At 64.4% G+C, this 25,430-nt stretch carries 22 protein-coding genes; 12 read left to right on the top strand and 10 right to left on the bottom strand.

Annotation, left to right across the window (positions count from 1 at the left end; translation table 11 throughout):
• Positions 1 to 3 precede the first annotated feature (3 nt).
• Positions 4 to 603, bottom strand: a complete 600-nt coding sequence (locus FXB38_RS13435) for a YdcF family protein (protein ID WP_148751326.1) — start codon at positions 601 to 603, stop codon at positions 4 to 6.
• A gap of 65 nt (positions 604 to 668) precedes the next feature.
• Positions 669 to 1,256: a hypothetical protein gene (locus FXB38_RS13430; protein WP_148751325.1), complete on the bottom strand. Its 588-nt coding sequence runs from the start codon at positions 1,254 to 1,256 to the stop codon at positions 669 to 671.
• 60 nt (positions 1,257 to 1,316) lie between these two features.
• Here FXB38_RS13430 and FXB38_RS13425 point away from each other — a divergent pair, with 60 nt between their 5' ends.
• Positions 1,317 to 1,751, top strand: a complete 435-nt coding sequence (locus FXB38_RS13425; RefSeq protein WP_148751324.1) for a hypothetical protein — start codon at positions 1,317 to 1,319, stop codon at positions 1,749 to 1,751.
• Positions 1,752 to 1,757: 6 nt separating this feature from the next.
• Here FXB38_RS13425 and FXB38_RS13420 read toward each other — a convergent pair whose 3' ends face one another.
• The 3 genes from FXB38_RS13420 to FXB38_RS13410 all read right to left on the bottom strand — a co-directional run bounded on the left by FXB38_RS13420 (position 1,758) and on the right by FXB38_RS13410 (position 6,320).
• Positions 1,758 to 4,157: a bifunctional diguanylate cyclase/phosphodiesterase gene (locus FXB38_RS13420; protein WP_148751323.1), complete on the bottom strand. Its 2,400-nt coding sequence runs from the start codon at positions 4,155 to 4,157 to the stop codon at positions 1,758 to 1,760.
• Positions 4,158 to 4,262: 105 nt separating this feature from the next.
• Positions 4,263 to 5,678 carry an MFS transporter gene (locus FXB38_RS13415; RefSeq protein WP_148751322.1) on the bottom strand — a complete coding sequence of 472 codons (1,416 nt, stop codon included), beginning with the start codon at positions 5,676 to 5,678 and terminating at the stop codon, positions 4,263 to 4,265.
• Between the two features lie 135 nt (positions 5,679 to 5,813).
• A complete protein-coding gene (locus FXB38_RS13410; protein WP_148751321.1) occupies positions 5,814 to 6,320 on the bottom strand; it encodes a YciE/YciF ferroxidase family protein in 507 nt (168 codons plus the stop codon).
• Between the two features lie 424 nt (positions 6,321 to 6,744).
• Here FXB38_RS13410 and FXB38_RS13405 point away from each other — a divergent pair, with 424 nt between their 5' ends.
• The 9 genes from FXB38_RS13405 to garD all read left to right on the top strand — a co-directional run bounded on the left by FXB38_RS13405 (position 6,745) and on the right by garD (position 19,904).
• On the top strand, positions 6,745 to 7,827 hold the full coding sequence (locus FXB38_RS13405) for a lysylphosphatidylglycerol synthase transmembrane domain-containing protein (RefSeq protein WP_148751320.1): 1,083 nt from the start codon (positions 6,745 to 6,747) through the stop codon (positions 7,825 to 7,827).
• Positions 7,828 to 7,940: 113 nt separating this feature from the next.
• Positions 7,941 to 9,893 (top strand): SGNH/GDSL hydrolase family protein, encoded by a 1,953-nt coding sequence (locus tag FXB38_RS13400; RefSeq protein WP_148751319.1) that lies wholly within the window; start codon positions 7,941 to 7,943, stop codon positions 9,891 to 9,893.
• Positions 9,894 to 10,116: 223 nt separating this feature from the next.
• Complete coding sequence (locus FXB38_RS13395) at positions 10,117 to 11,721, top strand: alkaline phosphatase family protein (RefSeq protein WP_148751318.1); 1,605 nt, start codon at positions 10,117 to 10,119, stop codon at positions 11,719 to 11,721.
• A 218-nt stretch (positions 11,722 to 11,939) separates the two neighbouring features.
• A complete protein-coding gene (locus tag FXB38_RS13390; RefSeq protein ID WP_187434848.1) occupies positions 11,940 to 13,292 on the top strand; it encodes an MFS transporter in 1,353 nt (450 codons plus the stop codon).
• 126 nt (positions 13,293 to 13,418) lie between these two features.
• The gene (locus FXB38_RS13385; RefSeq protein ID WP_148751316.1) at positions 13,419 to 14,324 is read left to right on the top strand and encodes a LysR family transcriptional regulator; all 906 of its coding nucleotides are present in this window, start codon (positions 13,419 to 13,421) and stop codon (positions 14,322 to 14,324) included.
• Between the two features lie 127 nt (positions 14,325 to 14,451).
• Positions 14,452 to 15,396, top strand: a complete 945-nt coding sequence (gene kdgD / locus FXB38_RS13380; protein ID WP_148751315.1) for a 5-dehydro-4-deoxyglucarate dehydratase — start codon at positions 14,452 to 14,454, stop codon at positions 15,394 to 15,396.
• Between the two features lie 23 nt (positions 15,397 to 15,419).
• On the top strand, positions 15,420 to 16,778 hold the full coding sequence (gene gudD, locus FXB38_RS13375) for a glucarate dehydratase (RefSeq protein ID WP_148751314.1): 1,359 nt from the start codon (positions 15,420 to 15,422) through the stop codon (positions 16,776 to 16,778).
• 21 nt (positions 16,779 to 16,799) lie between these two features.
• Positions 16,800 to 18,248 carry an aldehyde dehydrogenase family protein gene (locus FXB38_RS13370; RefSeq protein ID WP_148751313.1) on the top strand — a complete coding sequence of 483 codons (1,449 nt, stop codon included), beginning with the start codon at positions 16,800 to 16,802 and terminating at the stop codon, positions 18,246 to 18,248.
• Positions 18,249 to 18,362: 114 nt separating this feature from the next.
• A complete protein-coding gene (gene garD / locus FXB38_RS13365; protein WP_148751312.1) occupies positions 18,363 to 19,904 on the top strand; it encodes a galactarate dehydratase in 1,542 nt (513 codons plus the stop codon).
• 167 nt (positions 19,905 to 20,071) lie between these two features.
• On the opposite strand, the gene FXB38_RS13360 is transcribed toward garD, so the two are convergent.
• On the bottom strand, positions 20,072 to 20,428 hold the full coding sequence (locus FXB38_RS13360; protein WP_187434847.1) for a hypothetical protein: 357 nt from the start codon (positions 20,426 to 20,428) through the stop codon (positions 20,072 to 20,074).
• A gap of 358 nt (positions 20,429 to 20,786) precedes the next feature.
• On the opposite strand from FXB38_RS13360, the gene FXB38_RS13355 reads away from it, so the two are divergent.
• Positions 20,787 to 21,929 carry a hypothetical protein gene (locus FXB38_RS13355; protein WP_148751311.1) on the top strand — a complete coding sequence of 381 codons (1,143 nt, stop codon included), beginning with the start codon at positions 20,787 to 20,789 and terminating at the stop codon, positions 21,927 to 21,929.
• 31 nt (positions 21,930 to 21,960) lie between these two features.
• On the opposite strand, the gene FXB38_RS13350 is transcribed toward FXB38_RS13355, so the two are convergent.
• Positions 21,961 to 22,563, bottom strand: a complete 603-nt coding sequence (locus tag FXB38_RS13350) for a DUF2147 domain-containing protein (RefSeq protein ID WP_187434878.1) — start codon at positions 22,561 to 22,563, stop codon at positions 21,961 to 21,963.
• A gap of 108 nt (positions 22,564 to 22,671) precedes the next feature.
• Positions 22,672 to 23,700, bottom strand: coding sequence for an NAD(P)/FAD-dependent oxidoreductase (locus tag FXB38_RS13345; RefSeq protein WP_148751309.1), 1,029 nt, complete (start codon positions 23,698 to 23,700; stop codon positions 22,672 to 22,674).
• A gap of 182 nt (positions 23,701 to 23,882) precedes the next feature.
• Here FXB38_RS13345 and FXB38_RS13340 point away from each other — a divergent pair, with 182 nt between their 5' ends.
• Positions 23,883 to 24,353, top strand: coding sequence for an acyl-CoA thioesterase (locus tag FXB38_RS13340; protein ID WP_148751308.1), 471 nt, complete (start codon positions 23,883 to 23,885; stop codon positions 24,351 to 24,353).
• A 6-nt stretch (positions 24,354 to 24,359) separates the two neighbouring features.
• Here FXB38_RS13340 and FXB38_RS13335 read toward each other — a convergent pair whose 3' ends face one another.
• A complete protein-coding gene (locus FXB38_RS13335; protein ID WP_148751307.1) occupies positions 24,360 to 24,680 on the bottom strand; it encodes a 2Fe-2S iron-sulfur cluster-binding protein in 321 nt (106 codons plus the stop codon).
• Positions 24,681 to 24,791: 111 nt separating this feature from the next.
• Entirely contained in the window at positions 24,792 to 25,166 is a 375-nt protein-coding gene (locus tag FXB38_RS13330; RefSeq protein ID WP_148751306.1) for an Hpt domain-containing protein, read from the bottom strand.
• Positions 25,167 to 25,430: the final 264 nt, after the last annotated feature.

Raw genomic sequence — 25,430 nt, 5'->3', positions numbered from 1 at the left:
CGGTCAGCGCTCCGGCCATTCCGCGATAAAACCCGTCGCCTTGTACGGCTCGATCTTGTCCCATTCGTGCAGGACACGACGGCGAAATTCGGCGTCGGTATGCCAGAGCGCGCGTGGCGTCGCAAAACTGTCGACGGTGAGCAGCAGCTTCGTCACCTCGGGCCAGTGCCGGTGCAATGTCATCGGATAGCGCCGCGCGGTCCAGGTGTTGCCGAGGCAGATCACGCTGCGAATGCTGCGCAGTCCCAGCGCCACATCGATGATCGGCAGCGAGAAGATCACGTTCTCTCCGGTGTTCATCGCGCGATGCTCCTCGAGGATTCGATCCGCCGGAATGCCCGCATCGACCATCGCCGCCTTGATGATCATGCACTCGGATTGCTCCGAGCCGGGCGTCACGCCGCCGCTCACAATCGACCAGCGGAAAAGGCCCTGACGCCATAGCCGCGCGGCGGTCTCGACGCGCAGCGCGACGTCCTCGCGGGTGCCGAACAGAAACAGCAGGTCGACCGGCCGGAGCGGCGTATCGATCAGATGGGTGCGATTGATCTCGGCGATCTCGTCCGCCGTCGGCAGGCGCGTGCTGCGATCCATGACTGTCATCGCGGCACGATGCGGGACCGGCGCACGGCTACGAAGTCAATTTTGATTGCGGCCGATTGCAAGTGCTAGGGCAGCAAGCCGGGCGGCAGCCGATCAAAACTGTAGCTGCGCGGCTGGTTGCGCCGGACGAAGCCGCCGACCTGCCAGGCGAACAGCGCGGCGAAGCCGAGGATGAACAGCACGCCGGCGAATTCCCCGATCATCAGCGCGCGGATCAACAACCCGGCCATCGCCACGGCCAGCATAGCGAGGAACGCCAGCACCGCCGCATAGGTCTTGCGGCCGAGGCCGGCGGTCAGCTCGGCGCGGCTGCCGGCCTTCGCCATCCGCGCGTGCAGCTCGAGGAGAAAATCGCGAAAGCCTCTGTCCTGCGGCGCCATCAGCGCCGCGGTCTGCCAGCTGGTCGACAGGATCGCGATGCGGCCGCCACTGGTACGGCTGACATCGGCGCGAAAGCGGTGCTGCTGCATCGAGACCGGACGGAACGACAGCCTGACGGTACTGATCTCATCATAGCGCCAGACACCCGAGCGGCCGGCGATGTGCCAGGACAATCCCTCATCGGTCAGCTCGAAGCGATGCGCCGAGCCGATCAGCGACGCCTTGTAGGCATAGCTCGTGACCGACTGGCCCTGCCCGTCCGAAACCTGCATCTGTCAATCCCGTCCGCGATCCGCTTGCGCGATCGCCCTCCCCCATCCTACAAGCGGGCCATGGCTGAGACGATCTATTTTCCGCGCCGGCTGATTCTCGGGGCCGCCATGATCTCGGGCGTGCTGCTCGCGCTCGCGGTGCATATGCTCGGCGCGCGCTACGGGCTCGACCTCGGCGGCCTCTGGCGTTCGGACACGCATGAGTTCATGCCGACGGGCGCGGCGATGGCCTGGTGGCTGATCGCGACCGTCGGATTCTCCGGCGGCTATTTCACCGCGTCCTTGATGCAAAGCGCCGTCTCCGGCCAGATCCCGCAACGGATGCGCCAATTCCTGATCGCGGTCGGCGTGCTCCTGCTCGCCGGCGCCGGGCAAGCCGCTTCGGCGCCGAGCCCGATCCCGACCATTTCCGGCGTGCTGGCGGGCCTCGCGGCACTGTGTCTCGGCGCCGTGATGGCGTTCTGCGGCGCGCATTTCGCGCTGCGCCGCGGCTAGGCCTCTCTAGGCCGAGGCAAGCAGCCGCAGGCGTTCCAGCATCAAAGCCACTTCGGATGCGGGCCTGGGCTTGCTGAACAGAAAGCCCTGCGCCTGGGTGCAGCCTTCGCGCCTGAGCAGCTCGAGCTGCGCGTCGTTCTCGACGCCCTCCGCCGTGGTGACGATGCCGAGGCTACGGCCGAGGCCCGTCACGGCGCGGATGATCGCTACCGAATCCTCGCGCGTGGCAAGCTCCGACACGAACGAACGATCGATCTTGATCTTGTCGAACGGGAAGCTGCGCAGATAGCTCAGCGAGGAATAGCCGGTGCCGAAATCGTCGAGCGAGATGCGCACGCCCATGGCGCGCAGCTCGTGCAGCGTGGTCAGCGTCGCCTCGCTGTTCTGGAGCAGCACGGATTCGGTGATCTCGAGCTCGAGCCGGCGCGCCGCGAGGCCCGATCTCTCCAGTGCGTCGGTCACGGATGTAATCAGGTTCGGATTCTTGAACTGCACCGGCGAGAGATTCACGGCGACGCCGATATCGTCGGGCCAGGTCGCGGCATCCGCGCAGGCAGCGTGCAACACGAGCTCACCGAGCTGGATGATGAGGCCGGTCTCCTCGGCAAGCGGAATGAAGTTGATGGGCGAGATCAGGCCGCGATGCGGATGATTCCAGCGCAACAGCGCCTCGAAGGCGACCACGCGATCGCTGGCGACGTCGCGGATCGGCTGGTAGTACGGCTGGAACTCGTCGCGCTGGAGCGCCGCCCGCATATCCATTTCCAGCAAGCGCCGCGCCTGCGCCCGCGCATCCATGCCGGTCTCGAAGAAGCGATAGGTGCCGCGGCCGTCGGCCTTGGCGCGGTACAGCGCGAGGTCGGCGTTCTTCAGCAGCTCGTCGGGATTGCTGCCGTCCTGCGGCGAAAGCGAGATGCCGATCGAGACGCCGATCACGATCTGATGGTCGTCGATCTCGTAAGGCGCGGAGATCACCTCGACGAGGCGGCCGGCGAGCGCCCTCGCCGCGGCTTCCTCCGAGCGACCGATCTGGACCACGGCGAACTCATCGCCGCCGAGGCGGGCCACGGTGTCGTGCTTGCCGACGGTGGCCTTCAGCCTGCGGCCGACTTCCTTCAGCAGCGCGTCGCCAATGGGATGGCCGAGCGAGTCGTTGATGTCCTTGAAATGGTCGAGGTCGAGGCAGAGCACCGCGAGCTGGTCGTTCACACCAGCCCGGCGCAGCCCCTGTTCGAGCTGCTCGTGGAACAGCACGCGGTTCGGCAGATTGGTCAGCGCGTCATGGCGCGCCATGTGCGAGATCTTGGCCTGCGCCTCCAGCCATTCGGTGATGTCCTCGAAGGTGGCGACCCAGCCGCCGCCCTGCATCGGCTGGTTGACGACGCGGATCGAGCGGTCGAACCGTCGAACGACGTCCGTCGTCGTACGTCCCTCCCGGGCGTCCTCGACAAGGCGTGCGAAGAATTGCTCGGGCTCGCCATTCCACTGCCCCTTCGCCGCCTCCTCGCGGACCACGTCGAGCAGGACGCGGCCGGTAAGCTGCATGTCGGAGCGGCGTAGCATCGTCGCATAGCGTTCGTTGAACAGGATGATCTTGCCTTCGGCATCGAACATGCAGAGCCCCTGCGACATGTTCTCGAGCGCGGTGTCGAGCACGACCTGCTGGCGTCCGATCTCGCCCTTGGCACGACGATCGAGCACCGCCGCCGTGAGCGCAATGACGAGAATGGCAGCGGCCGCGCTGGCGGTCAGGATCGACAACGACGTCGGCGGGATCGAAAGACTGCTGATCACAAGCGTCGGATCGGGCGTCAATTCCAGCGCGCCCATCGCGGTGAAATGGTGAGAGACGATGGCGACCGTCAACAGGGTCGTCGCGGCAAGCGCGTTGGACAGGCTATCGCCTCGTCCCGCGACGTGTAGGGAGAACGATCCAAAGACGATGCCGAGCAAGATCGACACCGTCACGGTCCCGGTGGTCCAGCCGACATGGGCAGGAATCTCGAACGCCATCATGCCGGTGTAATGCATCGCGGCAACGCCGGTGCCAACGACGGCGCCGCCGACCGCGACCAGACCCCTGTGCGTCGTCGAAACCGAGATGCTGAGACCGATGAAGGTGACTGCGATCGCAAAGAGCAGCGACAGGACCGTTACGGGGATGTTGTAGGCCCCACCGGCGCCCGGCCCGTAGGCCTGCATCGCGATGAAATGGGTTGCCCAGATACCGCAACCAGCGACGACGGCATCGAGCGCAACCCAAACCAGGCGAGCCGACCCGCTCGCCGCACGCGCGCGATGAAACAGGCTGATTGCCGCCGCGCTGGCGAGCAGGCATACCGCCCCGCCAAGGACGACCAGACGCCAATCATGCTGGTCCGTGAGACAAAACAGAACTTGATACATTGCCGGCCCCTATTCCATCGGGCACTAGAACCGGCAGAGATGGACAGTCGGTAACCGGCTGTGCGCCGGTTGCCGGAATGGTGAACAGGGAATGTGCGCGGCTGCTCACATTGCTCGCCCGAGCGCCTTTGCGCCGAGGCCGATCACACCGGCGGCCAGCAGCAGCACGGCCGCCGATATGATTAGCGACTGATGAAGGCCGATCATGAACGCGCTGTCGGACGCCACCAGCGAACCGAACAACGCAACACCAAGGACGCTGCCGGTCTGCCGCGTCGCGTTGAGCACACCCGCAGCGATACCGGAGCGCGCCTTCTCGACGCTGCCGAGCAAGGTCGAGGTCAGAGGCGGCACCAGGAGGCCAAGTCCACCGCTGATCGCGATCATCTGCGCGAAGATTGCCCAATAGCTCGTCCCCGCCTCGATCCAGACCAGACCAAGACAACCAAGCGCCGAGATGCAGGCGCCGACGACGATGGTCGGGCACGGGCCGATGCGCTCGGCCAAGCGCGGCGCCAGCAGATTGACCGGCAACACCGCGCCCATCATCGGCACAAAGGCAAGCCCGGTCCACCAGGCCGAGAGCCCGTTGATCCGCTGGAAGTAGAGGCTGAGCACGAAGATCAGGCCGTAGATCGCGACGTTGACGAGGAGGCCGACGACCGTGGTCAGGGTAAACAGCCGGTGACCGAACAAGGACAGCGGCAGCATCGGCTGCGCCGCGCGGCTCTCGCGCCAGACGAACAGCGTGGCCAGGACCGCGGCCGCCGCGAAAGCCGAAAGCACGAGCGGATGCTGCCAGCCGAGCGCACCACCTTCGATGATCGCGCCCGCGAGGGCTCCGAGCGCGCCGATCGCCGCGAGTTGGCCAGCCAGATCGATCTCGCGCGAGCGCGCCCGCGTGGTCTCGGTCGCAAAGCGCCAGCTCAGCCACAGACCAGCGAGGCCGATCGGCAGATTGACGAGGAAGATCGCGCGCCAGCCGACCAGCGTGATCAGCGCGCCGCCGACGAAGGGACCGGCTGTCAGCGCCAGGCTCGCGCCTGCGGCCCAGACCGCGACGGCACGACCGCGCGCGCGGTCGTCCGTATAGGCATGATTGAGCAGCGCCAGCGAATTGGGCACCAGGATCGCCGCCGCCAGCCCCTGAACCAGCCGTGCACCGATCAGCACGATGGCATTGGGAGATAGCGCGCAGGCCAGCGAGGCCGCTGTGAAGATCGCGAACCCGGCCATGAAGATGCGTTTGGCGCCGATCCGGTCACCAAGTGCGCCGGCCGTCAGGATGAAGGCGGCAAAAGCAATGGTATAGGCGCTGACCACCCATTGCAGCTCGGCGACCCCGCCGCCGAGCGACTTGCCCATGGCATCGAGCGCGGTGTTGACGATGGTGACATCGAGCTGCACCACGCCATAGCCGAGACTCATCGCAGCCAGCGTGAGCGAGGTTGCAAGGTGCGATGCGGTGCGTGGGGCACCATCTGCGTCGAATGTTTCATATTTGATGGTGCTGGCTCGCATGCTGCCACCTCGATTGCAGCCCCATGCGACATATACGCCACCGCCCAGCCGTCATGTTTCGACAATGACCGAATGATGGATGCGCGACAGGCGAGCGCCGCGCGGATGACCGCGCGGCGCTCTTGCGGCTAAGCCTTAGCTCGCCGCCCGCAGGTTCACCTTGCTCTCGGCAAGCGAGGTCAGCTTCTTGTCCGTCGCCTTCTCTTCCTCGAGCGTTTTCGCGAGCACGGACGCGCAGTCGCTGCGGCCGAGCTGCTTAGCCCAGGCAATCAGGCTGCCGTAGCGGACGATCTCATAATGCTCGGCGGCCTGCGCAGCGTTGATCAGCGCCGCGTCGAGCACCGCCTTGTCCGCGACTTCGCCCGCGGTCTCGGCGGCCTCCTCGATGATGCCGTCGATTGCGGGACAGTCGACCGCCTTCACCTGGGCACCATGCATCTTGAACACTTCCTCGAGCCGCGTGACGTGCTGCTTGGTTTCTTCAAGGTGCGTCAAAAAGCCCTGCTTCAGCTGCGGATCGGTCGCCTTATTTGCCATTTTCGGCAGCGCCTTGGTGAGCTGCTGCTCGGCGTAATAGATGTCCTGCAGCTGATGCACGAACAGGTCGTTCATGGTCTTGATGTCTTTTGTGAACAGTCCCATCGTTCCGATCCTCCTGGGTTTCGGGAACACGACGGCATCGGCTTGCACGCAAAGCCGCTGTTTCGCCGTGTTCGATCGCTGATGGGGCGCTAACCTGTCCACGGCGCCGTCGTTCCAAAGAAAGCCCGCAGCGTTGCGCTGGAACAATGCTTGCGACCGCAGGATTTGAAACCATCTGAACGTCCGGGGTGCAAGATGCAAATCGGTCCCCGACTCATATGCTTAACGCGCGCGCCATGTGAACCACTTATGACAAAACAGCCGGTGCGGCGCAGAACCTATCGTTGTCAAGGGCTGCACAAGCCGCTGTTTTTGCCTTAAATGAGCTACATCATGCCTAGCGATCGACGCTCATTTCGGGCACTGATCGCAACCGACCGGCCAATGTCTGGCCGGTCGGTTTTGCCCCCCGCCGGGAGGATGAATGCACGGAATGCTGCCCGCGCTGAAACGCGGCCTCAAGAGATGGATCGGCTGGCGACGGCTCGGTATTGCCGCGAGCGTGATGATCATCGCCTTCGCGGTCACCACGCTGCTGCGGACCCTCAAGGGCATCGATACCGGCGTCATCCTGACCGCATTGAGCGATATTCCCCGCGGGCATATCGGCCTGGCCGCGATCTGCGTGTTCTTCGCGTTCTGTACGCTGACCTTCTACGATTTTTTTGCACTGCGAACGATCGGCAAGAAGCACGTGCCCTACCGCATCGCAGCGCTGTCGAGCTTCACGTCCTATTCGATCGGCCACAACATCGGCGCCACCGTGTTCACGGGCGGTGCGATCCGTTTCCGGATTTACTCGGACTACGGGCTGAATGCGATCGACGTCGCCAAGATCTGTTTCCTCTCCGGACTGACCTTCTGGCTCGGTAACATCTTCGTGCTCTCGATCGGCATGACCATCCACCCGGATGCGGCCTCCTACATGGATCAGCTGCCGTCGTGGATCAATCGGCTGATCGCGCTCGGCGGCCTCGCCTCGATTGCCGCCTATCTGGTCTGGCTCTGCATGGGCGACAAACGCCGCGAGCTCGGCCAAAAGGGCTGGAAGGTCGTGCTGCCGTCCGCGCCGTTAACGCTGGTGCAGATCCTGATCGGGGTGGTCGATCTCGGCTTCTGCGCTCTTGCGATGTACCTGCTGATGCCGGCCAATCCGCCGATCGACTTCCTGTCGCTCGCCGTGGTGTTCATCCTGGCGACGCTGCTGGGCTTCGCCAGCCATGCGCCGGGCTCGATCGGCGTGTTCGACGCCGCCATGCTGGTGGCACTGCCCGAATTCGGCCGCGAGCAGCTGCTGGCGACCCTGCTCGTCTTCCGCATCCTCTATTTCGTGATCCCGTTCGGCCTCGCCATCTCCATCATGGGCACCCGCGAGCTCTGGATGAACGTCGTCCGGCCCTGGCAGGAGCGGCGACGGCTGGCGGAAGCCTGCGCGCAAGCCAACCTGCCCAAGCAGGTGGCGCCGATGGAGCGCGAGCGGCTGGTGCGCCAGGCCAGCAAACGATAACGGCCAGCCAGCGGTCACGCCGGCAGCCCGTAAAAGGCGGCAGACAAAGGTTGCGGGGCGGAGAGCTATGCTCTCTTATTTCCGCCTCAACTTTGCCGTTGAAGACGCGGGCCATGATCCCTGTTTCCCTTCGCCGTTTTCTCTCGGGCGCCCTGCTGCTGGCCGGGCTCCTTACCGTTTTGCCGCTTCAGCGCGCAGTCGCGCAGGATGCCGGCGCCATGCAGATCAACTGGGAGGTCCGCAACCGCTTCCGCCTGTTTCGCGAGGAGCGCGACTTCCTGCTGCATGTCGAGAATGCGCGTAACCGCAGCATCCTCGCCGCCGAACAGTCCCTGGAGCTGCAGAGCGAGGGCCGCGGCTGGGCCCGCAACATGGTCAACCGGCTCTGCATCGACCTCCAGGGCCGGGTCAACCAGCCCTGCACCCGCGACAACGTCAAAGAGAACTACATCACCCCGATCGACCACCCCATTACCGTGCGCTTGACCGGCGCGGTGCCGGTCGGCGCCACCTGCGCCTGGTCGTTCGACGACGGCGACGGACCACAGACCTCGACCTTCGACTGCGCCGAGCCGGTCAATCTGCGGGTCCGCTACGGCAAGCAGACGGTCGCGAGCGTCGACGTCTCCTCCGGCTCCGATCCGAGCCAGCGCGTCCAAACCGAGATCCAGGTCCGCGACATCTTCATCGCCGGCCTTGGCGACAGCATCGCCTCCGGCGAAGGCAATCCGGACCGGCCGCTGGCGCTGTCGGACGAGGGCTTTTGCTTCCGCTCCTATCTCGGCACCGCCGGCGGACAGTATTACCGGCCGAGCCGCGCTGGCTTCAAGGGCGGTCGCGCCTGCGAGGCGCCGGATACGCTCGCCAACTGGCAGCGCTACGGTGCCCTCTGGTTCAACTCACCTTGCCACCGCTCGCTCTACAGCTACCAGGCCCGCACCGCGCTCGCGCTCGCGGTGCGCTACACCCATATCGCCGTCACCTATCTGCCGCTCGCCTGCACCGGCGCCAGCATCAGCGACGGGCTGCTCGGCTCGCAGCGCGCCCGCGAATGCCCGCCCGGCAAGAGCGGCGTCTGCAACACCAGCGTGAATGCCCAGGTCGCGGAGTTGCGCGAGGCGCTCACCGCGGCCAAGAAACGCCAGCCGGATCGCAATCTCGATCTGGTGCTGCTCTCGATTGGCGCCAACGACGTCTACTTCTCCGGTCTCGTCGCCGACGTCATCGTCGATACCGCAACTGAGCGTGCCCTGTTCCGCCGCTCCGGCGTGATGGCGAGCGTCGACGAGTCCCGCGATGCGCTCCAGCGCGAGCTGCCGCAGAATTTCGTCAAGCTGCGCGAGGCGCTGAAGCCGCTGGTCGGCGACGATCTCTCGCACGTGGTCTACGTCTCCTACGGCAATCCGGCGCTGGCCGACGGCGGCGTGCCCTGCCGCGGTGGCCGTGGCGGCTTCGACATCCATCCCGCGTTCAATGCCGATCCGCAACGTCTCGCCCGCGTCTCGACCTTCGTCGACACCGAGTTCCTGCCACAACTGAAGGGGCTCGCCACCTGCACGAACGGCGCGCTGTGCCGCGATCCCGAGGCTGACCGCATGACCTTCGTCGACACGCATCAGGCTGCGTTCGCCGATCACGGTTTTTGCGCTCATTCCGGCAATGATCCCGAATTCGATCGCACCTGCTTCGCCGAGAACGGCCAGAGCTTCAATCCGGATATCGTCAGCGCGGCGAGCCAGCCGATGCTGTGCGGCCGCGGCGCCTCGGAATATCGCGCCTACCTGCCGCGCGCGCGCTGGATCCGCGATGCCAATGACAGCTATTTTGCAGCGATGACTTATCCGCAAGGGTTGCCGTCGGCGAGCCAGCCGACCGACATCCACGACGCGACCTGGGGCGTGCTCTCGGCGGTCTATGGCGGCGCCGTGCATCCGAGCGCCGAAGGCCACGCCGCGATGGCAGACGCCACACTGCCGGCTGCGAGCGCGGTGCTCGGGTTGGATGCGGTGCCCCCAGGCGTCACACGCGGACTGCTGGCTCCGCTTCTGCCGAGCGCGCAGCAATAGGTGTTTTGGCGTTGGCGTTCATCCGACTTGAGGAGCTGACGCCGCCGCACACAGGCAAATTTTCGCGCGCCACGTAATCGCAGCGTCATCCAACGTTCATCGCCGCTGCCTAGTTTTCCCAACGCTACAAATTGACGCACGCGACGGGAGCGCAGGCTCTCCGCTGCGCGGTGTCGCCCGACTGCACGTCAACCAACAACAGACACCACTGGGGAGTCCAATAATGACGATCGTAAAGCGGCCCCATGCGGCCGTCGCTCTTGCCTTTGCTTCGACCCTGAGTCTTTCGCTCTTGGCACCATCATTCGCGCACGCCGACGACAGGGACAAGGACAAGGACAAGAGCAACGTCAAGCACGTCCTGCTGATCAGCGTCGACGGCATGCATGAGGTCGACCTTCAGCATTATGTCGGTTCCCATCCTGCGTCGAGCTTCGCCAGGCTGCTCGCGCATGGGGTCCACTTTACCGATGCACATACCTCCCGGCCCTCGGACTCCTTCCCGGGCCTCCTTGCGTTCATGACCGGCGGTTCGCCGAAAACCCATGGCGTGTTCTATGACGATTCCTACGACCGCACACTGTTCGCCCCCGGCAGCAACTGCCAGGGCAATCCCGGAACCGAGACGCTCTTCGATGAATCGATCGACTATGACCTGACGAAGCTCGACGGTGGCGGCCCTGCCGGCTCCAACCATATCGATCCGACGCACCTGCCCATGCGCCTGAAGGCCGGTAAATGCGAGCCGGTCTATCCGCATCAATTCCAGCGGCTCAACACCATTATGGAAGTAATCCACGAGGCGGGTCGGCGCACCGCTTGGTCGGACAAGCACCCCGCCTACGAAATCGTCAGCGGTCCGTCCGGCAAGGGACTCGATGAGCTCTATACGCCCGAGATCAACTCGACCTCGGTGCCGGGGCAGCCCGGCGCAGACTGGACCACCGATCCGAGCTTCACGCGCACCTATGACGAGCTCAAGGTCAAGGCCGTGCTCAACTGGATCAAGGGCTTCGATCACACCGGTACAACCAAGGTCGGCGTTCCCGCGATCTTTGGCATGAATTTTCAGGCCGTCAGCGTCGGCCAGAAGGTGACCGCCGACGGCTATCTGGACGCCGCGGCAACGCCGAGTGCGCAACTACAGGCGTCGCTCGACTTCGTCGAGGCCTCGCTTGGCCAGATGCTGGATGCGCTGGCGGACCAGCACCTCGCCCGTGACACGCTTATCATCGTCGGCGCCAAGCATGGCCAGTCGCCGATCGACGTGAACAAGCTTCACATGCTGACCGGCAGCACCAACCCGAAGCTGGGCGGCGGCACGCGCGCCGACGTAACCGATCCGGCTGACCTGCTGACGAATGGCGGCGTTGCACTGGCCCAGGAAACTGCCGATGACGTTGCCCTGATCTGGCTCAAGGACCAGAATGACGCTGCTAAAGCCGCCGCGATCCTCGAGGCTGACCGCAAGGCCAGCAACCGGGCTCACATCGAGAAGATCTATGCCGGCGAGGAGCTCGTAGATCGGTTCGGCGATCCCGCGGCCGGCCGTACGCCCGATATCATCATCCAGCCGATCGCCGGCACGATCTATAGCGCGAGCAAGAAGAAGATCGCCGAGCACGGCGGCTTCGCCGAGGACGATACGCACGTCCTGCTCGTCGTCTCCAATCCGAAACTGGGTCCCTCGGTCGTCGATGAGCGCGTCGCGAACAGGCAGGTCGCGCCTACCATCCTGAGGGCGCTCGGCCTGGAGCCGGACGAGCTCGAGGCGGTGCGCGGCGAGGACCATACCCGCCTGCTGCCGGGCGTACGGCTGAAGGACTGATCCTTCGCGACTGATCCCCGAGGCGGCGGAGGGCGACAGCCCTCCGCCGCACACTCACGCCATCGCCCGCGAAGCGAGCGATCCTGGTTCTTGGCGCCACCTCGTTCCATCAATTCAAAAACGGTATCAATCGATACTCCCTTGAACTTGGACACTTTCCCGCGTGCGCCTCTAGGAGTCGTGGTGAGGAAACATTTCGAGTTCTAAGGAGGCGCCTGATGAGCGCAGTCGTGTCCGCAACCGACGTGAGGAGGTCTCGCGTCAGGCTGTTCATCGTGACCATGCTGTTCCTGGTCACGACCGTCAATTACGCCGACCGCGCCACGCTCTCGATCGCGGGCCCCGCGCTCGCCAAGGAACTTCATCTCGATCCCGTCGCCATGGGCTGGATCTTCTCGGCGTTCGGCTGGTCCTATGTCGCCGCGCAGGTGCCGGGCGGCTGGCTGCTCGACCGCTACGGCTCGCGCCTCGTCTATGCCTTCAGCATCATCGTCTGGTCGCTGTTCACGATGATGCAGGGCTGGGTCGGCTTCTTCGGCGCCGGCGCTGCGATCGTCGTGCTGTTCGCGCTTCGCCTCCTGGTCGGCGTCGCGGAAGCGCCGTCCTTCCCCGCTAATGCCCGCATCGTCGCCGCCTGGTTTCCCGGCAATGAGCGCGGCACCGCATCGGCCTTCTTCAATTCGGGACAGTATTTCGCCACCGTGATCTTCGCGCCGCTAATGGGCTGGATCGCCCATGATTACGGCTGGCGCTACGTGTTCTTCGTGATGGGCGGCCTCGGCGTCATCATGGGCCTCGCCTGGATCAAGACCGTCTACGGACCAAAGGAGCATCCTTCGATCAACGAGGCCGAGTTCGACTACATCAAGGAAGGCGGCGCGCTGGTCGATCTCGACGCGCCCAAGGACGATGTGAAGAGCGAGCGTGCGCCGGATTCCGGCCCGAAATGGGACCATATCCGCCAGCTGCTCTCCAACCGTATGATGCTCGGCGTCTATCTCGGCCAGTACTGCATCAACACGCTGACCTATTTCTTCCTGACCTGGTTCCCGGTGTACTTGGTCAAGGAGCGCGGCCTGTCGATCCTGCAAGCCGGCTTCGTCGCGACGCTGCCCGCGCTGTGCGGCTTCATCGGCGGCGTACTCGGCGGCGTCATCTCCGACGCCATCCTGCGCAAGACCGGATCGCTGACCATGGCGCGCAAGATCCCGATCGTCGGCGGCATGCTGCTGTCGATGTCAATCATCGCCTGCAACTATGTCGACGGCCAGGCGCTGGTGGTCGGCTTCATGGCGCTCGCTTTCTTCGGCAAGGGCATCGGCGCGCTCGGCTGGGCGGTCGTCTCCGACACCTCCCCCAAGGAGGCCGGCGGCGTCTCCGGCGGCCTGTTCAACTCCTTCGGCAATCTCTCCTCGATCACCACGCCCATCGTGATCGGCTACATCGTGGCCGCGACCGGCTCCTTCAACGGTGCCTTGGTGTTCGTCGGCATCAACGCGCTGGTGGCCGCGGTCGCCTATCTCGTGGTGGTCGGCAAGATCGAGCGGGTGGTGCTCAAACGTTCCTCCTGAGCGCTCCGAGTGATCGGAGCGGGACAGGCAACTCAACGGCGGCTCACAAGGCCGCCGTCTTTGTTTTGGGGATGATCGATGCTAGAAGTGCCGGGGAAACGCCTTATTCATCTAAGGCATGTATCGATGTTCGACCTCAACCAGCTCCGCTGTTTCGTCACGGTGGCCGAAGAACTGCACTTTGGCCGTGCCGCGGCGCGGCTGAACATGACCCAGCCGCCGCTATCGCGGCAGATCCAGGTGCTGGAGCACATCATCGACGCGCCGCTGCTGGAGCGCACCAGCCGTTCGGTGCGCCTGACGCCGGCGGGGCGCAGCTTTCTGCCCGAGGCCCGCCGCATCCTGAAGCTCGCGGAAAGCGCCTCGCAGGTCGCCCGCCGCATCGCGCTCGGCAAAATCGGCTCGCTGAAGATCGGCTTTACGGCCGCGGCCGCCTACGGCTTCCTGCCCGAGTTGGTCGCGGCCTGCCGCGCCAAGCTGCCGGAGGTCGATTTTTCGCTGAAGGAGATGGTCTCAGGCGACCAGTTCGAGGCGCTGACCTCGGGCCAGATCGATGCCGGCCTGCTGCGCCCGCCGATCGCGCGACCCGAGCTTGCCAGCCGCCGCGTCGTCGCCGAGCCGCTGCTCGCCGCGATCCCGAAGAAGCATCCGCTGGCGAATGCCGACAGCATCACCATCAAGGACTTCGACGGCCAGCCCTTCGTGATGTATTCGCCCTATGAGAGCCGCTACTTCCACGATCTCCTGGTCGCGCTGTTCACCCGCGCCGACATCCTGCCACGCTATGTCCAGCATCTGAGCCAGATCCACTCGATCCTCGCGATGGTGCGCGCCGGCCTTGGCCTCGCCATCGTGCCGGCCGCGGCCGCCGGCCTGAAAATCTCCGACGTTCGGCTGCGGCCGCTGAAGCTGCGCAACCGCGTTCCGGTCGAGCTCTTCATGGTCTGGCGCCGCGACGACGAGAATCCGCTGCTGTCCGCGCTGGTCAAGATCGCCAGCGAATTGTCCTCGGCCGAGGTGATGGAAGATTGATGCTCAATCCGCATCGGTCGATATAGGCTTTGGCTTGGACGCGCATCGAACGGTCTCCTAAACAGCGGCGCATGGACGCGCGGCCTTGTTGCGGCCGCCACAACACGAGAAACAGGGAGCAGCGCCCATGAGCAAGATGACCCCGCAGGAAATGGCCGAGAAGATCGGATCCGGCCTCCTGTCCTTCCCCGTCACGCCGTTCAAGGCTGACTATTCCTTCGACGAGACCACCTATCGCGCCAACATGGACTGGCTGTGCGGCTATGATGTCGCAGGTCTATTCGCCGCCGGCGGCACCGGAGAGTTCTTCTCGCTGACCCCGACCGAAGTCCCTGAGGTGGTCAGGGTCGCCGTCGAGGAGACCAAGGGCCGCGTGCCCGTGCTCGCCGGCACCGGCTATGGCACCGCAATCGCCCGCGAGATCGCGATCGGCGCCGAGAAGGCCGGCGCTGACGGCCTGTTGCTGCTGCCGCCCTACCTCACCCATTCCGAGCAGGAAGGCCTTGCCGCCCACGTCGAGGCCGTCTGCGCCGCCGTGAAGATCGGCGTCATCGTCTATAACCGCGACAACGCCATCCTCCAGCCCGACACGGTCGCCCGCCTCGCTGAGCGCTGCCCGAACCTCGTCGGCTACAAGGACGGCATCGGCGATATCGAGCTGATGACCCGCGTCTACACCAAGCTCGGCGATCGCCTGACCTATGTCGGCGGCCTGCCGACCGCCGAGACGTTTGCGCTGCCCTATCTCGACATGGGCGTGACGACCTACTCGTCGGCCGTGTTCAACTTCGTTCCGGAGTTCGCCACCAACTTCTACGCCGCGGTACGCAAGCGCGACCATGCGACAATCCACGCCGGCCTGAAGGATTTCATCCTGCCGCTGATCGCGATCCGCAACCGCAAGAAGGGCTATGCGGTGTCGATCATCAAGGCCGGCATGAAGGTCATCGGCCGCGATTCCGGCCCGGTCCGTCCGCCGCTGACCGATCTCTCCGAGCAGGAGATTGCGGAACTGACCGCGCTGGTCAAAAATCTGCCCGCCATTCGATCGTCACAACAGGCTGCAGAATAACAAACGACAGGGAGGAGCGTGCGATGGCCCAGACTGATATCTCCTGCGCGCCAGTCGCCGGCGCACCGGTCGTCACAACGATGCAGGTGATCCCGGTCGCGGGCCGCGACAGCATGCTCCTCAACCTGAGCGGCGCGCATGCGCCGTTCTTCACCCGCAACATCGTCATCCTCACCGACAATGCCGGTCACACCGGCGTCGGCGAGGTGCCGGGCGGGCAAAAGATCTGGCAGACGCTCCAGGACGCCCGCGATCTCGTGATCGGCAAGACCGTCGGCGCGCTGAACAACATCCTCGCGGACGTCCGCACGGCCTTCGCCGACCGCGACGCCGGTGGCCGCGGCAAGCAGACGTTTGACCTTCGCGTGATGATTCACGCTGTTACCGCGATTGAATCCGCCCTGCTCGACCTGCTCGGCCAGCACCTCAATCTTCCCGTCGCGGCGCTGCTCGGCGAAGGTCAGCAGCGCAAGAGCGTCGAGACGCTCGGCTATCTCTTCTTCGTCGGCGACATCAGCAAATCCAGGCTCGATTACGTCAAGGGCGAAACCGGCAAACCCGACTGGTTCAACCTGCGCCATCAGGAGGCGATGACGCCGGAGACGGTGGTGCGCCTGGCGGAAGCAACCCAGGACCATTACGGCTTCGCCGACTTCAAGCTCAAGGGAGGCGTGCTCCGCGGCGAGCAGGAGATCGAGGCCGTCACGGCCATCGCAAAGCGCTTTCCCAACGCCCGCGTCACGCTCGATCCGAACGGCGCCTGGTCGCTCGACGAGGCCATCAGCCTCTGCAAGAACATGCACGGCATCCTCGCCTATGCCGAGGATCCCTGCGGCGCCGAGGCCGGCTTCTCCGGCCGCGAGATCATGGCCGAGTTCCGCCGCGCCACGGGCCTGCCGACCGCAACCAACATGATCGCCACCGACTGGCGCCAGCTCAGCCACGCACTGCGCCTGGGTGCAGTGGACATTCCGCTGGCCGATCCCCATTTCTGGACCATGCAAGGCTCCGTGCGCGTCGCCCAGACTTGCCGTGACAACGGCCTGACCTGGGGCTCGCACTCGAACAACCATTTTGACATTTCGCTCGCCATGTTCACCCATGTCGGCGCCGCGGCCCCCGGCAAGGTCACCGCGATCGACACCCACTGGATCTGGCAGGACGGCCAGGCGCTGACGAAAGAGCCGCTCCAAATCAAGGGCGGCAGGATCGCGGTCCCGGATCGTCCGGGCCTCGGCATCGAGATCGACCGTGCGGCCATCGAGGCCGCGCATGAGCTCTACAAGCAGCATGGACTCGGAGCCCGCGATGACGCTACTGCCATGCAGGACCTGATCCCCGGCTGGACCTTTGACGACAAGCGTCCCTGCCTCATGCGTTAAGAACTTCCCTGGAGGAAAAAGATGACAGCGATCCTGAAAAACTTCATCGGCGGCGAATGGGTCGACGGCTCCGGCGTCACCAAGAACATCAACCCCTCCAACACCAACGATCTGGTCGGCGAATACGCCAAGGCCGACAAGGCGCAGACCGAGAAGGCAATCGCGGCCGCGAAAGCCGCCTTCCCCGCCTGGGCCCAGTCGACGCCGCAGGTGCGCTATGACGCGCTGAACAAGATTTCTCTCGAAATCCTCGCCCGCAAGGAAGAGCTCGGCCGCCTGCTTGCCCGCGAGGAAGGCAAGACGCTCCCCGAGGGCATCGGCGAGGTCGCGCGTGCCGGCCAGATCTTCGCGTTCTTCGCAGGTGAAGCGCTTCGCCTGATCGGTGAGAAAGGCGCCTCTGTCCGCCCCGGTCTCGACGTCGAGCTCACCCGCGAGCCGGTGGGCGTCATCGGCATGATCACGCCCTGGAATTTCCCGATCGCGATCCCGGCCTGGAAGATCGCGCCCGCGCTCTGCTACGGCAACACGGTGGTGTTCAAGCCGGCCGAGCTGGTGCCGGGCTCCGGGCATGCATTGTCCGAGATCATCGCCCGCTCCGGCATCCCGGCAGGCGTCTTCAACCTCGTGGTCGGCTCCGGCTCGGTGGTCGGCCAGACCTTGCTCGACCATCCGGATGTCGCCGCGATCTCCTTCACCGGCTCGGTGCAGACCGGCCGCAAGATCGCGCAGGCCTGCGTGCTGTCGAACCCGATGAAGAAGTTCCAGCTCGAGATGGGCGGCAAGAATCCGCTGGTCGTGCTCGACGACGCGGACCTCAAGACCGCCGTCGAGGTCGCCGTCAACGGGGCCTATTTCTCGACCGGCCAGCGCTGCACGGCGTCTTCCCGCCTGATCGTCACCGAAGGCATCCATGACCGCTTCGTCGCGGCGATGGCCGAGCGCCTGAAGGGCCTGTCGGTGGACGACGCACTCAAGGCGGGCGTTCATATCGGCCCCGTGGTCGATCAGAGCCAGCTCGACCAGGACCTGCGCTACATCAAGATCGGCCAGGAAGAGGGCGCGAAACTCGCCTGGGGCGGCGAACTGCTCACGCGCGAGACGCCCGGCCACTACCTCCAGCCAGCGCTGTTCACGGAAGCCAACAACAACATGCGCATCGCGCGTGAGGAGATTTTTGGCCCGGTCGCGACCGTCATCCGCGCCAAGAACTACGAGGAAGCGCTGGCGATCTCCAATGACACGGAATTCGGCCTCGCCTCCGGCATCTGCACCACCAGCCTGAAATACGCCTCGCACTACAAGCGCAACAGCGAGTCCGGCATGGTGATGGTCAACCTGCCGACCGCCGGCGTCGATTATCACGTGCCGTTCGGCGGCCGGAAGGGCTCGAGCTACGGCGCCCGCGAGCAGGGCTCCTATGCGCGCGAGTTCTACACCACGGTGAAGACCGCCTATACCTATCCGGGCTGATAGGTTGATATCGTAGACATCGTAGGGTGGGTTAGCGCAGCGTAACCCACCTGCAGACAGAGACATTGGTGGGTTACGCTGCGCTAACCCACCCTACAAATCCCCGGAGTCCGCATGGACCAGGACGTCGCAGCGAAAGAACAGCCCCGCTACATCAAGCTCAACGCGCGCGACAATGTCGCGATCGTGGTGAATGATTTCGGGCTTCCCGCCGGCTCCCGTTTTGCCTGCGGATTGACGCTGCGCGCCTTCGTGCCGCAAGGGCACAAGACGGCTCTGGTCGACATCGCGCAAGACCAGCCGATCATCCGCTATGGCGAGGTGATCGGCTACGCGCTCTCGCCGATCCTGGCCGGCGAGTGGGTGGACGAGGCGCGCATCCGCATGCCGGAGGCGCCAGCGCTGGACAAGCTCGAAATCTCCACCGCCGTGCCTGCGCCGCTGCCGCCGCTCGAAGGTTTTACATTCGAAGGCTTTCGCAATTCCGACGGCTCGGTCGGCACCAAGAACATCCTCGGCATTTCCTCCTCCGTGCAATGCGTCAAGGGCACGATGGAATATGCGGTGAAGCGCATCCGCACTGAGCTGCTACCGAAATATCCGAATGTCGATGACGTCGTGCCACTGACGCACGCCTATGGCTGCGGCGTTGCCATCAATGCCCCCGACGCGGTCGTGCCGATCCGCACGCTACAAAATCTCGCGCTCAATCCGAATTTCGGCGGCGAGATCCTGGTCATCAGTCTCGGCTGCGAGAAGCTCGCGCCCGAGCGGCTGGTGCCCGAAGGCGTCAGCGACGCCATCGTGCGCATGCAGGACGAAGCCTTTGACGGCTTTGGCGCGATCGTCGACGCGATCATGACCCAGGCGGAGGCCCGCCTGAAAATCCTCAACAAGCGCACCCGCGAGACCTGCCCGGCTGCCGATCTGGTGATCGGCCTGCAATGCGGCGGCAGCGATGCCTTCTCCGGCGTCACCGCGAACCCCGCCCTCGGCTTCGCCGCCGACCTTCTGGTGCGCGCCGGCGCCACAGTGATGTTCTCCGAAGTCACCGAGGTGCGCGACGCCATCCAGCTCCTCACCCGCCGCGCCATCAACGAGGACGTCGGCCGCGCGCTGGTGCGCGAGATGGCCTGGTACGACTCTTATCTGGCGCGCGGCGGTGCCGATCGCAGCGCCAACACCACGCCCGGCAACAAGAAGGGCGGTCTCGCCAACATCGTCGAGAAATCTCTCGGCTCGATCGTCAAGTCCGGCTCGAGCGCCATCACCGGCGTGTTGTCGCCCGGCCAGAAGGCGACGCAGAAGGGCATGCTGTTTGCGGCGACGCCGGCTTCCGACTTCATCTGCGGCACGCTCCAGCTTGCCTCCGGCATGACCTTGCAGGTATTCACCACCGGCCGCGGCACGCCCTACGGCCTCGCGGCTGCGCCCGTGATCAAGGTCGCGACCCGCAGCGAGCTGGCGCGGCGCTGGAAGGACCTGATCGATTTCGACGCGGGCGGAATCGCCACCGGCGAGAAGACTATCGAGGAAACCGGCTGGGACCTGTTCCACCTGATCCTCGATGTTGCGAGCGGCCGCACCAAGCCGTGGTCGGATCGCTGGGGCATCCACAACGACCTCACGCTGTTTAATCCGGCACCAGTGACCTGAGCGCCTGCGACGGCGACCGCAAGACGAAGAGCAAGACAAAGAGGCCGCCGCGCGGATGCAGTGGTGCGAGAGTCCAAGCTGGCATGAGGCACGATCGGCGTCGCGTTGCGCCTCATTCTTTCATTCCGGGTTCGACGCGACGCGTCGCCCGCAATGCCGCGCACCTCTCACGTCATGCTGCCCGGCATGAAGCACCGCACGCGCGGGTGGCCGTCGATATAGTGCTTCCACACCATGGTACGGCCGATCTTGTTCGGCTCGGTGATCACCGCGCCATCGGGCACGACGATCCATTCGTCGTCGAGAAGCACGCGGTAGTGTCCCTTATCGGACTCCCAGTCGACATCGGCGACGATATAGCCGTCGGCATCCGAGCAGCACTGGCCGTATTCGCTGCGCAGACTCTCGAACCAGGGTTTGAGCGGCGAGTTGGCGTAGCGTCCATCGTCGCGCGCGAGCGCCGATGTCGCCAGCAGCGTCATTAGCCCCAGCAACGTCGCCGCACACAATCTTGCAAGTCTCATATCGTCTTCCTGCGGATCAAATCGGCGCCGCAAGGGACAGACAAGGCCGCCCGCCCACCCGCGCAACGGCGGCAGGCGTGGAAATGTGGCGACCCGTTCCCCCAGCAGCTTTGCGACAGCTATGCAAATCCGGCGCCAGCGCACATTCCGGGGAACTACTGGCGCGATAGGCGGCCTCGGCCGGCCTGCACCCCGTGCAAGTGTGACGTCTCTGCGGCTTGCCGCAGCTCGTTCGGAGGCTTTCCTTGTTGTGTCAGGACGTGTACCAAGCTGGCGCGGACGCGACCGCATCGTTTAACCAACTGTTTCGAATGCAAAAATTGGGTGTTGGCGTGACAGGCATTGGACCGTCAGCGCTATGAGTTCGAAAGAGCTGCTTCCCGGTCAACAGGACCCGGCCGATTTGCCCGCAAACCAGGTGCAATTTGCGCTGGTGATTTCGCGCATGCTCGAGACGGTGAAAGACGACGCCGAAGCCCGGCGGCAGATGGTCTACGATCTCGCCCGCTACAAGCTCCAGGAACAGTTCACCTACGCCGACGCGAAAAACGTCGACAAGATGAAGCAGGCCCTCGAGGTCGCGATCAATGAGGTCGAGAAGTTTTCGCGCGAACGGGCACCGCTGGAGCGCTTGCCGTCGCAACACCTCACATCATCTGGGGTGACCGAAGCAGGGACTCTTCTGGTGTCCGGCGATGCGACCGTTTTGCCTTCGGCGATCGGGACGTCCAGCAGCAAGCGGCCTGCGGCCTCGGGCCCGCTTCTACCGGTGATCAAGCGTACAGTGGCAATCCTTGTTGTCGTTGGCGCAGTCATCGTGACCGTCTCGCATCGAGACAGGATCGCCGCACTGCGCCGGCTGATGTCGTCGCAGACGCCGGAGATCGCGCAGGTCGCGCCCAGGCCGGAGACGACGATCGCGGTCGCCAAGCCGGAAATGGTCCCCTCCGCCCCGCCTCCACCAGTGCGCGTGCTCCCGAGCGATTACGGCACCTATGCGTTGATCGACGACAAGTCGCTGGCTGAGTTGAACGCGACCGGCGTGATGGCGCCGGACATGCGCATTGCGATTTCACCGGAGTTCAAGAAGCCCGATCGGCCGCATCTGCCGAACGGCCACGTCAAGTTCATCGTGTTCCGCCGGGACGTTGCAAATGTGATCCCCGAGCGGGTCGAGGTCCGTGTTGTCGCGAAGGTCAAAGAGTTTTCGACCGACGCTGCAGGCAAGACGACAAGTGGCGGAGACGACGTCGGCGTGATCCGCAACTTCTCCTATCCGTTCCGGATCTCGCCGATTCCGGGGAAAGCCGAAATGTACGAGCTTCACGCCGGCGATGCAGAGCTAGAGCTTCCGCCGGGACATTACGTCCTGAGCCTGGGACCGCAGGCCTATTATTTTCAGGTCGATGGCGAGATCACCGATCCCCGGCAATGCCTCGAGCGGGTCGTTGCCGGCAACGGCACGTTCTATGCGCCTTGCAAGAAGGCGCGGACATATTGAGATTGTTAGAGCGGGCGGCGTGAAAGCAGCCCTACTTCTTCGCTGCCGGCGCCATCATCGTCGCGCCACCTTTCTTGGTCGCAGGCGCGGGAACCGGTTTGGCCGCGGCGGCCTGTGCGGGGAGATATTTGGCGACGATGGCGGGATCGACTTCCGCGATATTTGCATCCGGCAAACGCTGCCAGGTCTCGTCCTTGCCGAACAGGGAAATGCCGAGGAAGCCGCGCATGGTCAGGGTCTGCCCATCCGGGCTCACCGTCATCTTGGCCTTCCAGATGTTGCCGTCGCGCGGATTGACCACGTTGCCGCCGTCATACTTCAAGCCGTCGCGCTTCATGTCGCGGATGAAGGAGAGCCCCAGCACCGGCGCGTTCTTGCGATCGTCGGTGCACTTCGCGCAGACCTCGTTCGGATCGTCGCCGGGACGCGGAAAGGTCTTTGCGATCACGCCTTCGAAGATACCGTTGTGGTCGATGAAGAGAAACCATCCCACGGTCCTGCCGTCTTCGACCTTCTGCCAGAGGCCCGCCGCAGTTGGCTGCTGCGCTTGCGCCGCAGCCGGACTCACCGCATTGAGCGACAGCGCGAGCGCGAGCAACGGGAGCAGCCGAAAGCCGGTAAAGAGATTCCGCATCATGATCACCTTGCTGAGCCGCCACTGCAATGGCCGCAGACTACGGCGATTTCGCGAACGATTCCAGCACCAGAAACATGGGGCATCGCCCGTCCGCTTCCGTCGCGATCAGTTGACACCGAGTTTCTTTTGCAGGCTGGAGGACGATGTCGTGTACTGGAACACGAGCCGCTTCTCCGGATAGACGTAGCGGTGGGCTTTTTGCGACATCAGGGCGCCCTCGTGGAAGCCGCACAGGATCAGCTTGATCTTGCCAGGATAGGTATTGATGTCGCCGATGGCGAAGATGCCCGATACGTTGGTCTCGAACGCTGAGGTCTCGACCGGAACCAGATTGTTCTCCAGCGCGATGCCCCAGTTCGCGACCGGACCGAGCTTCATGGTCAGCCCGAAGAACGGCAGCATGGTGTCGCAGGCAATATCGCTGACATTGTTGTCGTTGCCCTTGACGGTGGCGCCGGTCAGTTGGCCATCGGCGCCTGAGAGCGCGGTGACCTGGCCGAGCCGCAGATCCATCCTGCCGCCGGCCACCAGCGCGCGCATCTGCTCGACGCTGTGGGGCGCGGCGCGAAAATCGTCGCGCCGGTGCAGCAGCGTGATGCGCTTGGCCAGCGGATGCAGATTGAGCGTCCAGTCGAGCGCGGAATCGCCGCCGCCGACGATCAGCACGTTCTTGTCGCGGAAATTTTCCATCTTGCGCACGGCGTAGTGCACCGAGGTGCCTTCATAGGCTTCGATCCCCGGCACCGGCGGACGCTTGGGCTGGAACGAGCCGCCGCCGGCCGCAATCACCACCACCTTGCACTCGAACACCTTGCCGGTATCGGTGGTGCAGCGAAACAGGGGATCGCCGATCTTCTCCACGGTCTCGATCATCTCACCGAGATGGAAGGTCGGGTGGAACGGCTTGATCTGCTCCATCAGCGCGTCGGTGAGGCCCTGCCCCGACACATGCGGAATGCCGGGAATGTCGTAGATCGGCTTTTCCGGATAGAGCTCGGCGCACTGGCCGCCGACCTTGTCGAGGATGTCGACGAAATGCGCCTTCATGTCGAGAAGGCCAAGCTCGAAGGCGGCGAACAGACCGCAAGGGCCAGCGCCAATAATCAGCACATCGGTTTTGATCACGTCGCTCATGTCGTCTCTTTATCGGTCGTTATCGGTTGGACGGCGCCCTGCGGACAGAGGTGACCCTGCCTGTCTATCCAACGGGGATGGATCAGGGAAGGCATAAAAGCGGGAGCGCCCCGCAGCCGCGCCCACTTGCCGGGTCAAAATAACTGGGCTGTAACGAGATTGGATATGACGGAGATCAATCGGTGAACGCACCAAGCCGCCTCGATACGACGCTGCGTCTGGAAGACTTCCCCTTTCGCCTCAGCGACAATGTCCGCTTCGGCGATCTCGATCCGAACCAGCACGTCAACAATGCGGTCTACGCCACGTATTTCGAGACCGGCCGTGTCACGCTGATGAAGCTCCCGGAATACGGGCTGACACCGCCAGGGCTCGCCTGGATCATGGTGCGGCTCGACATCCATTTCCGGGCCGAGCTGCATTGGCCGAACACGATCGAGCTCGGCCTTGGCGTCGTGAAACTGGGACGGACGTCCGTGACCTTCGAGCAGGTCGTGTTCTCGCAGGGAAAATGCATCGCCTCGGCAACGTCAGTCGGCGTCTTGCTCGACGAGGCGACGCGGCGGCCGGCGCCGCTGACCATGGAGATCGTCGAGAGGTTCAGCCCCTGGCACAAGCGCGGCATCGAGGTCGCGCGGCCGAGCATATCGTAAGAAAGATCAGGCCTGACGTTCCGGCGTCGACACCACGAGCCCGTCGAGCTCGTCGGAGACCTTGATCTGGCAGGACAGGCGCGAGTTCGGGCGCACGTCGAAGCCGAAGTCGAGCATGTCTTCTTCCATCGGCGTCGGGCTGCCGACCTTCTCGCGCCAGGCTTCGTCGACATAGACATGGCAGGTCGCGCAGGCGCAGGCGCCGCCGCACTCGGCTTCGATGCCGGGGACGCTGTTGCGGATGGCGGCTTCCATCACGGTCGCGCCGTTCTCGACATCCACCGTACGGGTTTCGCCCTTGTGGTCGACAAAGTGAATTTTGGCCATGAGTGCTCGTGCTGCCGCGATCTAGGGAGAAAGGAGGGTCCGGGCTGTCCTATAACGGGTCGGTCAGGGCAGCGCTAGTGCGCAGTCCACCCGCATTCGTGGCAGCGCCGCCTAATGCTTCAGGATCGCCGCAATGGCCGCGCGAGCCTCGGCAACCGCCTCTTTCAGCACGGCGAACGCGCGGGGCTGGTTGTGGCCGATCCGGGCCGCGGTTTCCAGGCTGGCAGCGGCATCCGCAACCGCAAAGGCGCCGATCCCGCGCGCCGAGCCTTTAAGCTTATGCGCGAGCGCACCGGTCTCGGCCGGCAGCGCCGTCATCGCCGCGATCAGCCGAACCGCCTGCTCGGCGAACATCGCAAGCACTTCCTGTTCCAGCTCGGCATCGCCGAGCGTCATCCGCGAGAGGTGGTCGAGGTCGAGGGGGCTATCGATGGGCGCAAGCGGGGGCGAGGGCATCCAGTCCATCCGTTGCAGTTCAGGCAGCATGGCGCAGGCCCCGGCATCGCGCGACGGTCCGCCGGTTCGGCGGTTTGCCCCACCGAAGCACGGAAATGGTTAACGAAGTGTTCGGACCGTTTTACGCAAATCCGCCCGTTTATTGACGAAAAGTTGCCGCAATCGGCCAAGTTCCGTGGAGAATTTCATTTAGGCCTAAGGTGTTACGGCGCGATCCTGTTAACGATGATTAAGATTGTCTTAACCGCGGGCATTTCATTCGCGACGCTCTGCCAATAGGATGTTTCGGAAATT

This window comes from Bradyrhizobium cytisi (genome assembly GCF_008123515.1).
GTDB classification, from domain to species: Bacteria; Pseudomonadota; Alphaproteobacteria; order Rhizobiales; family Xanthobacteraceae; genus Bradyrhizobium; species Bradyrhizobium cytisi.
Note: the sequence above shows the minus strand (reverse complement) of the source record. Positions and strands in the feature narration are given on the sequence as shown.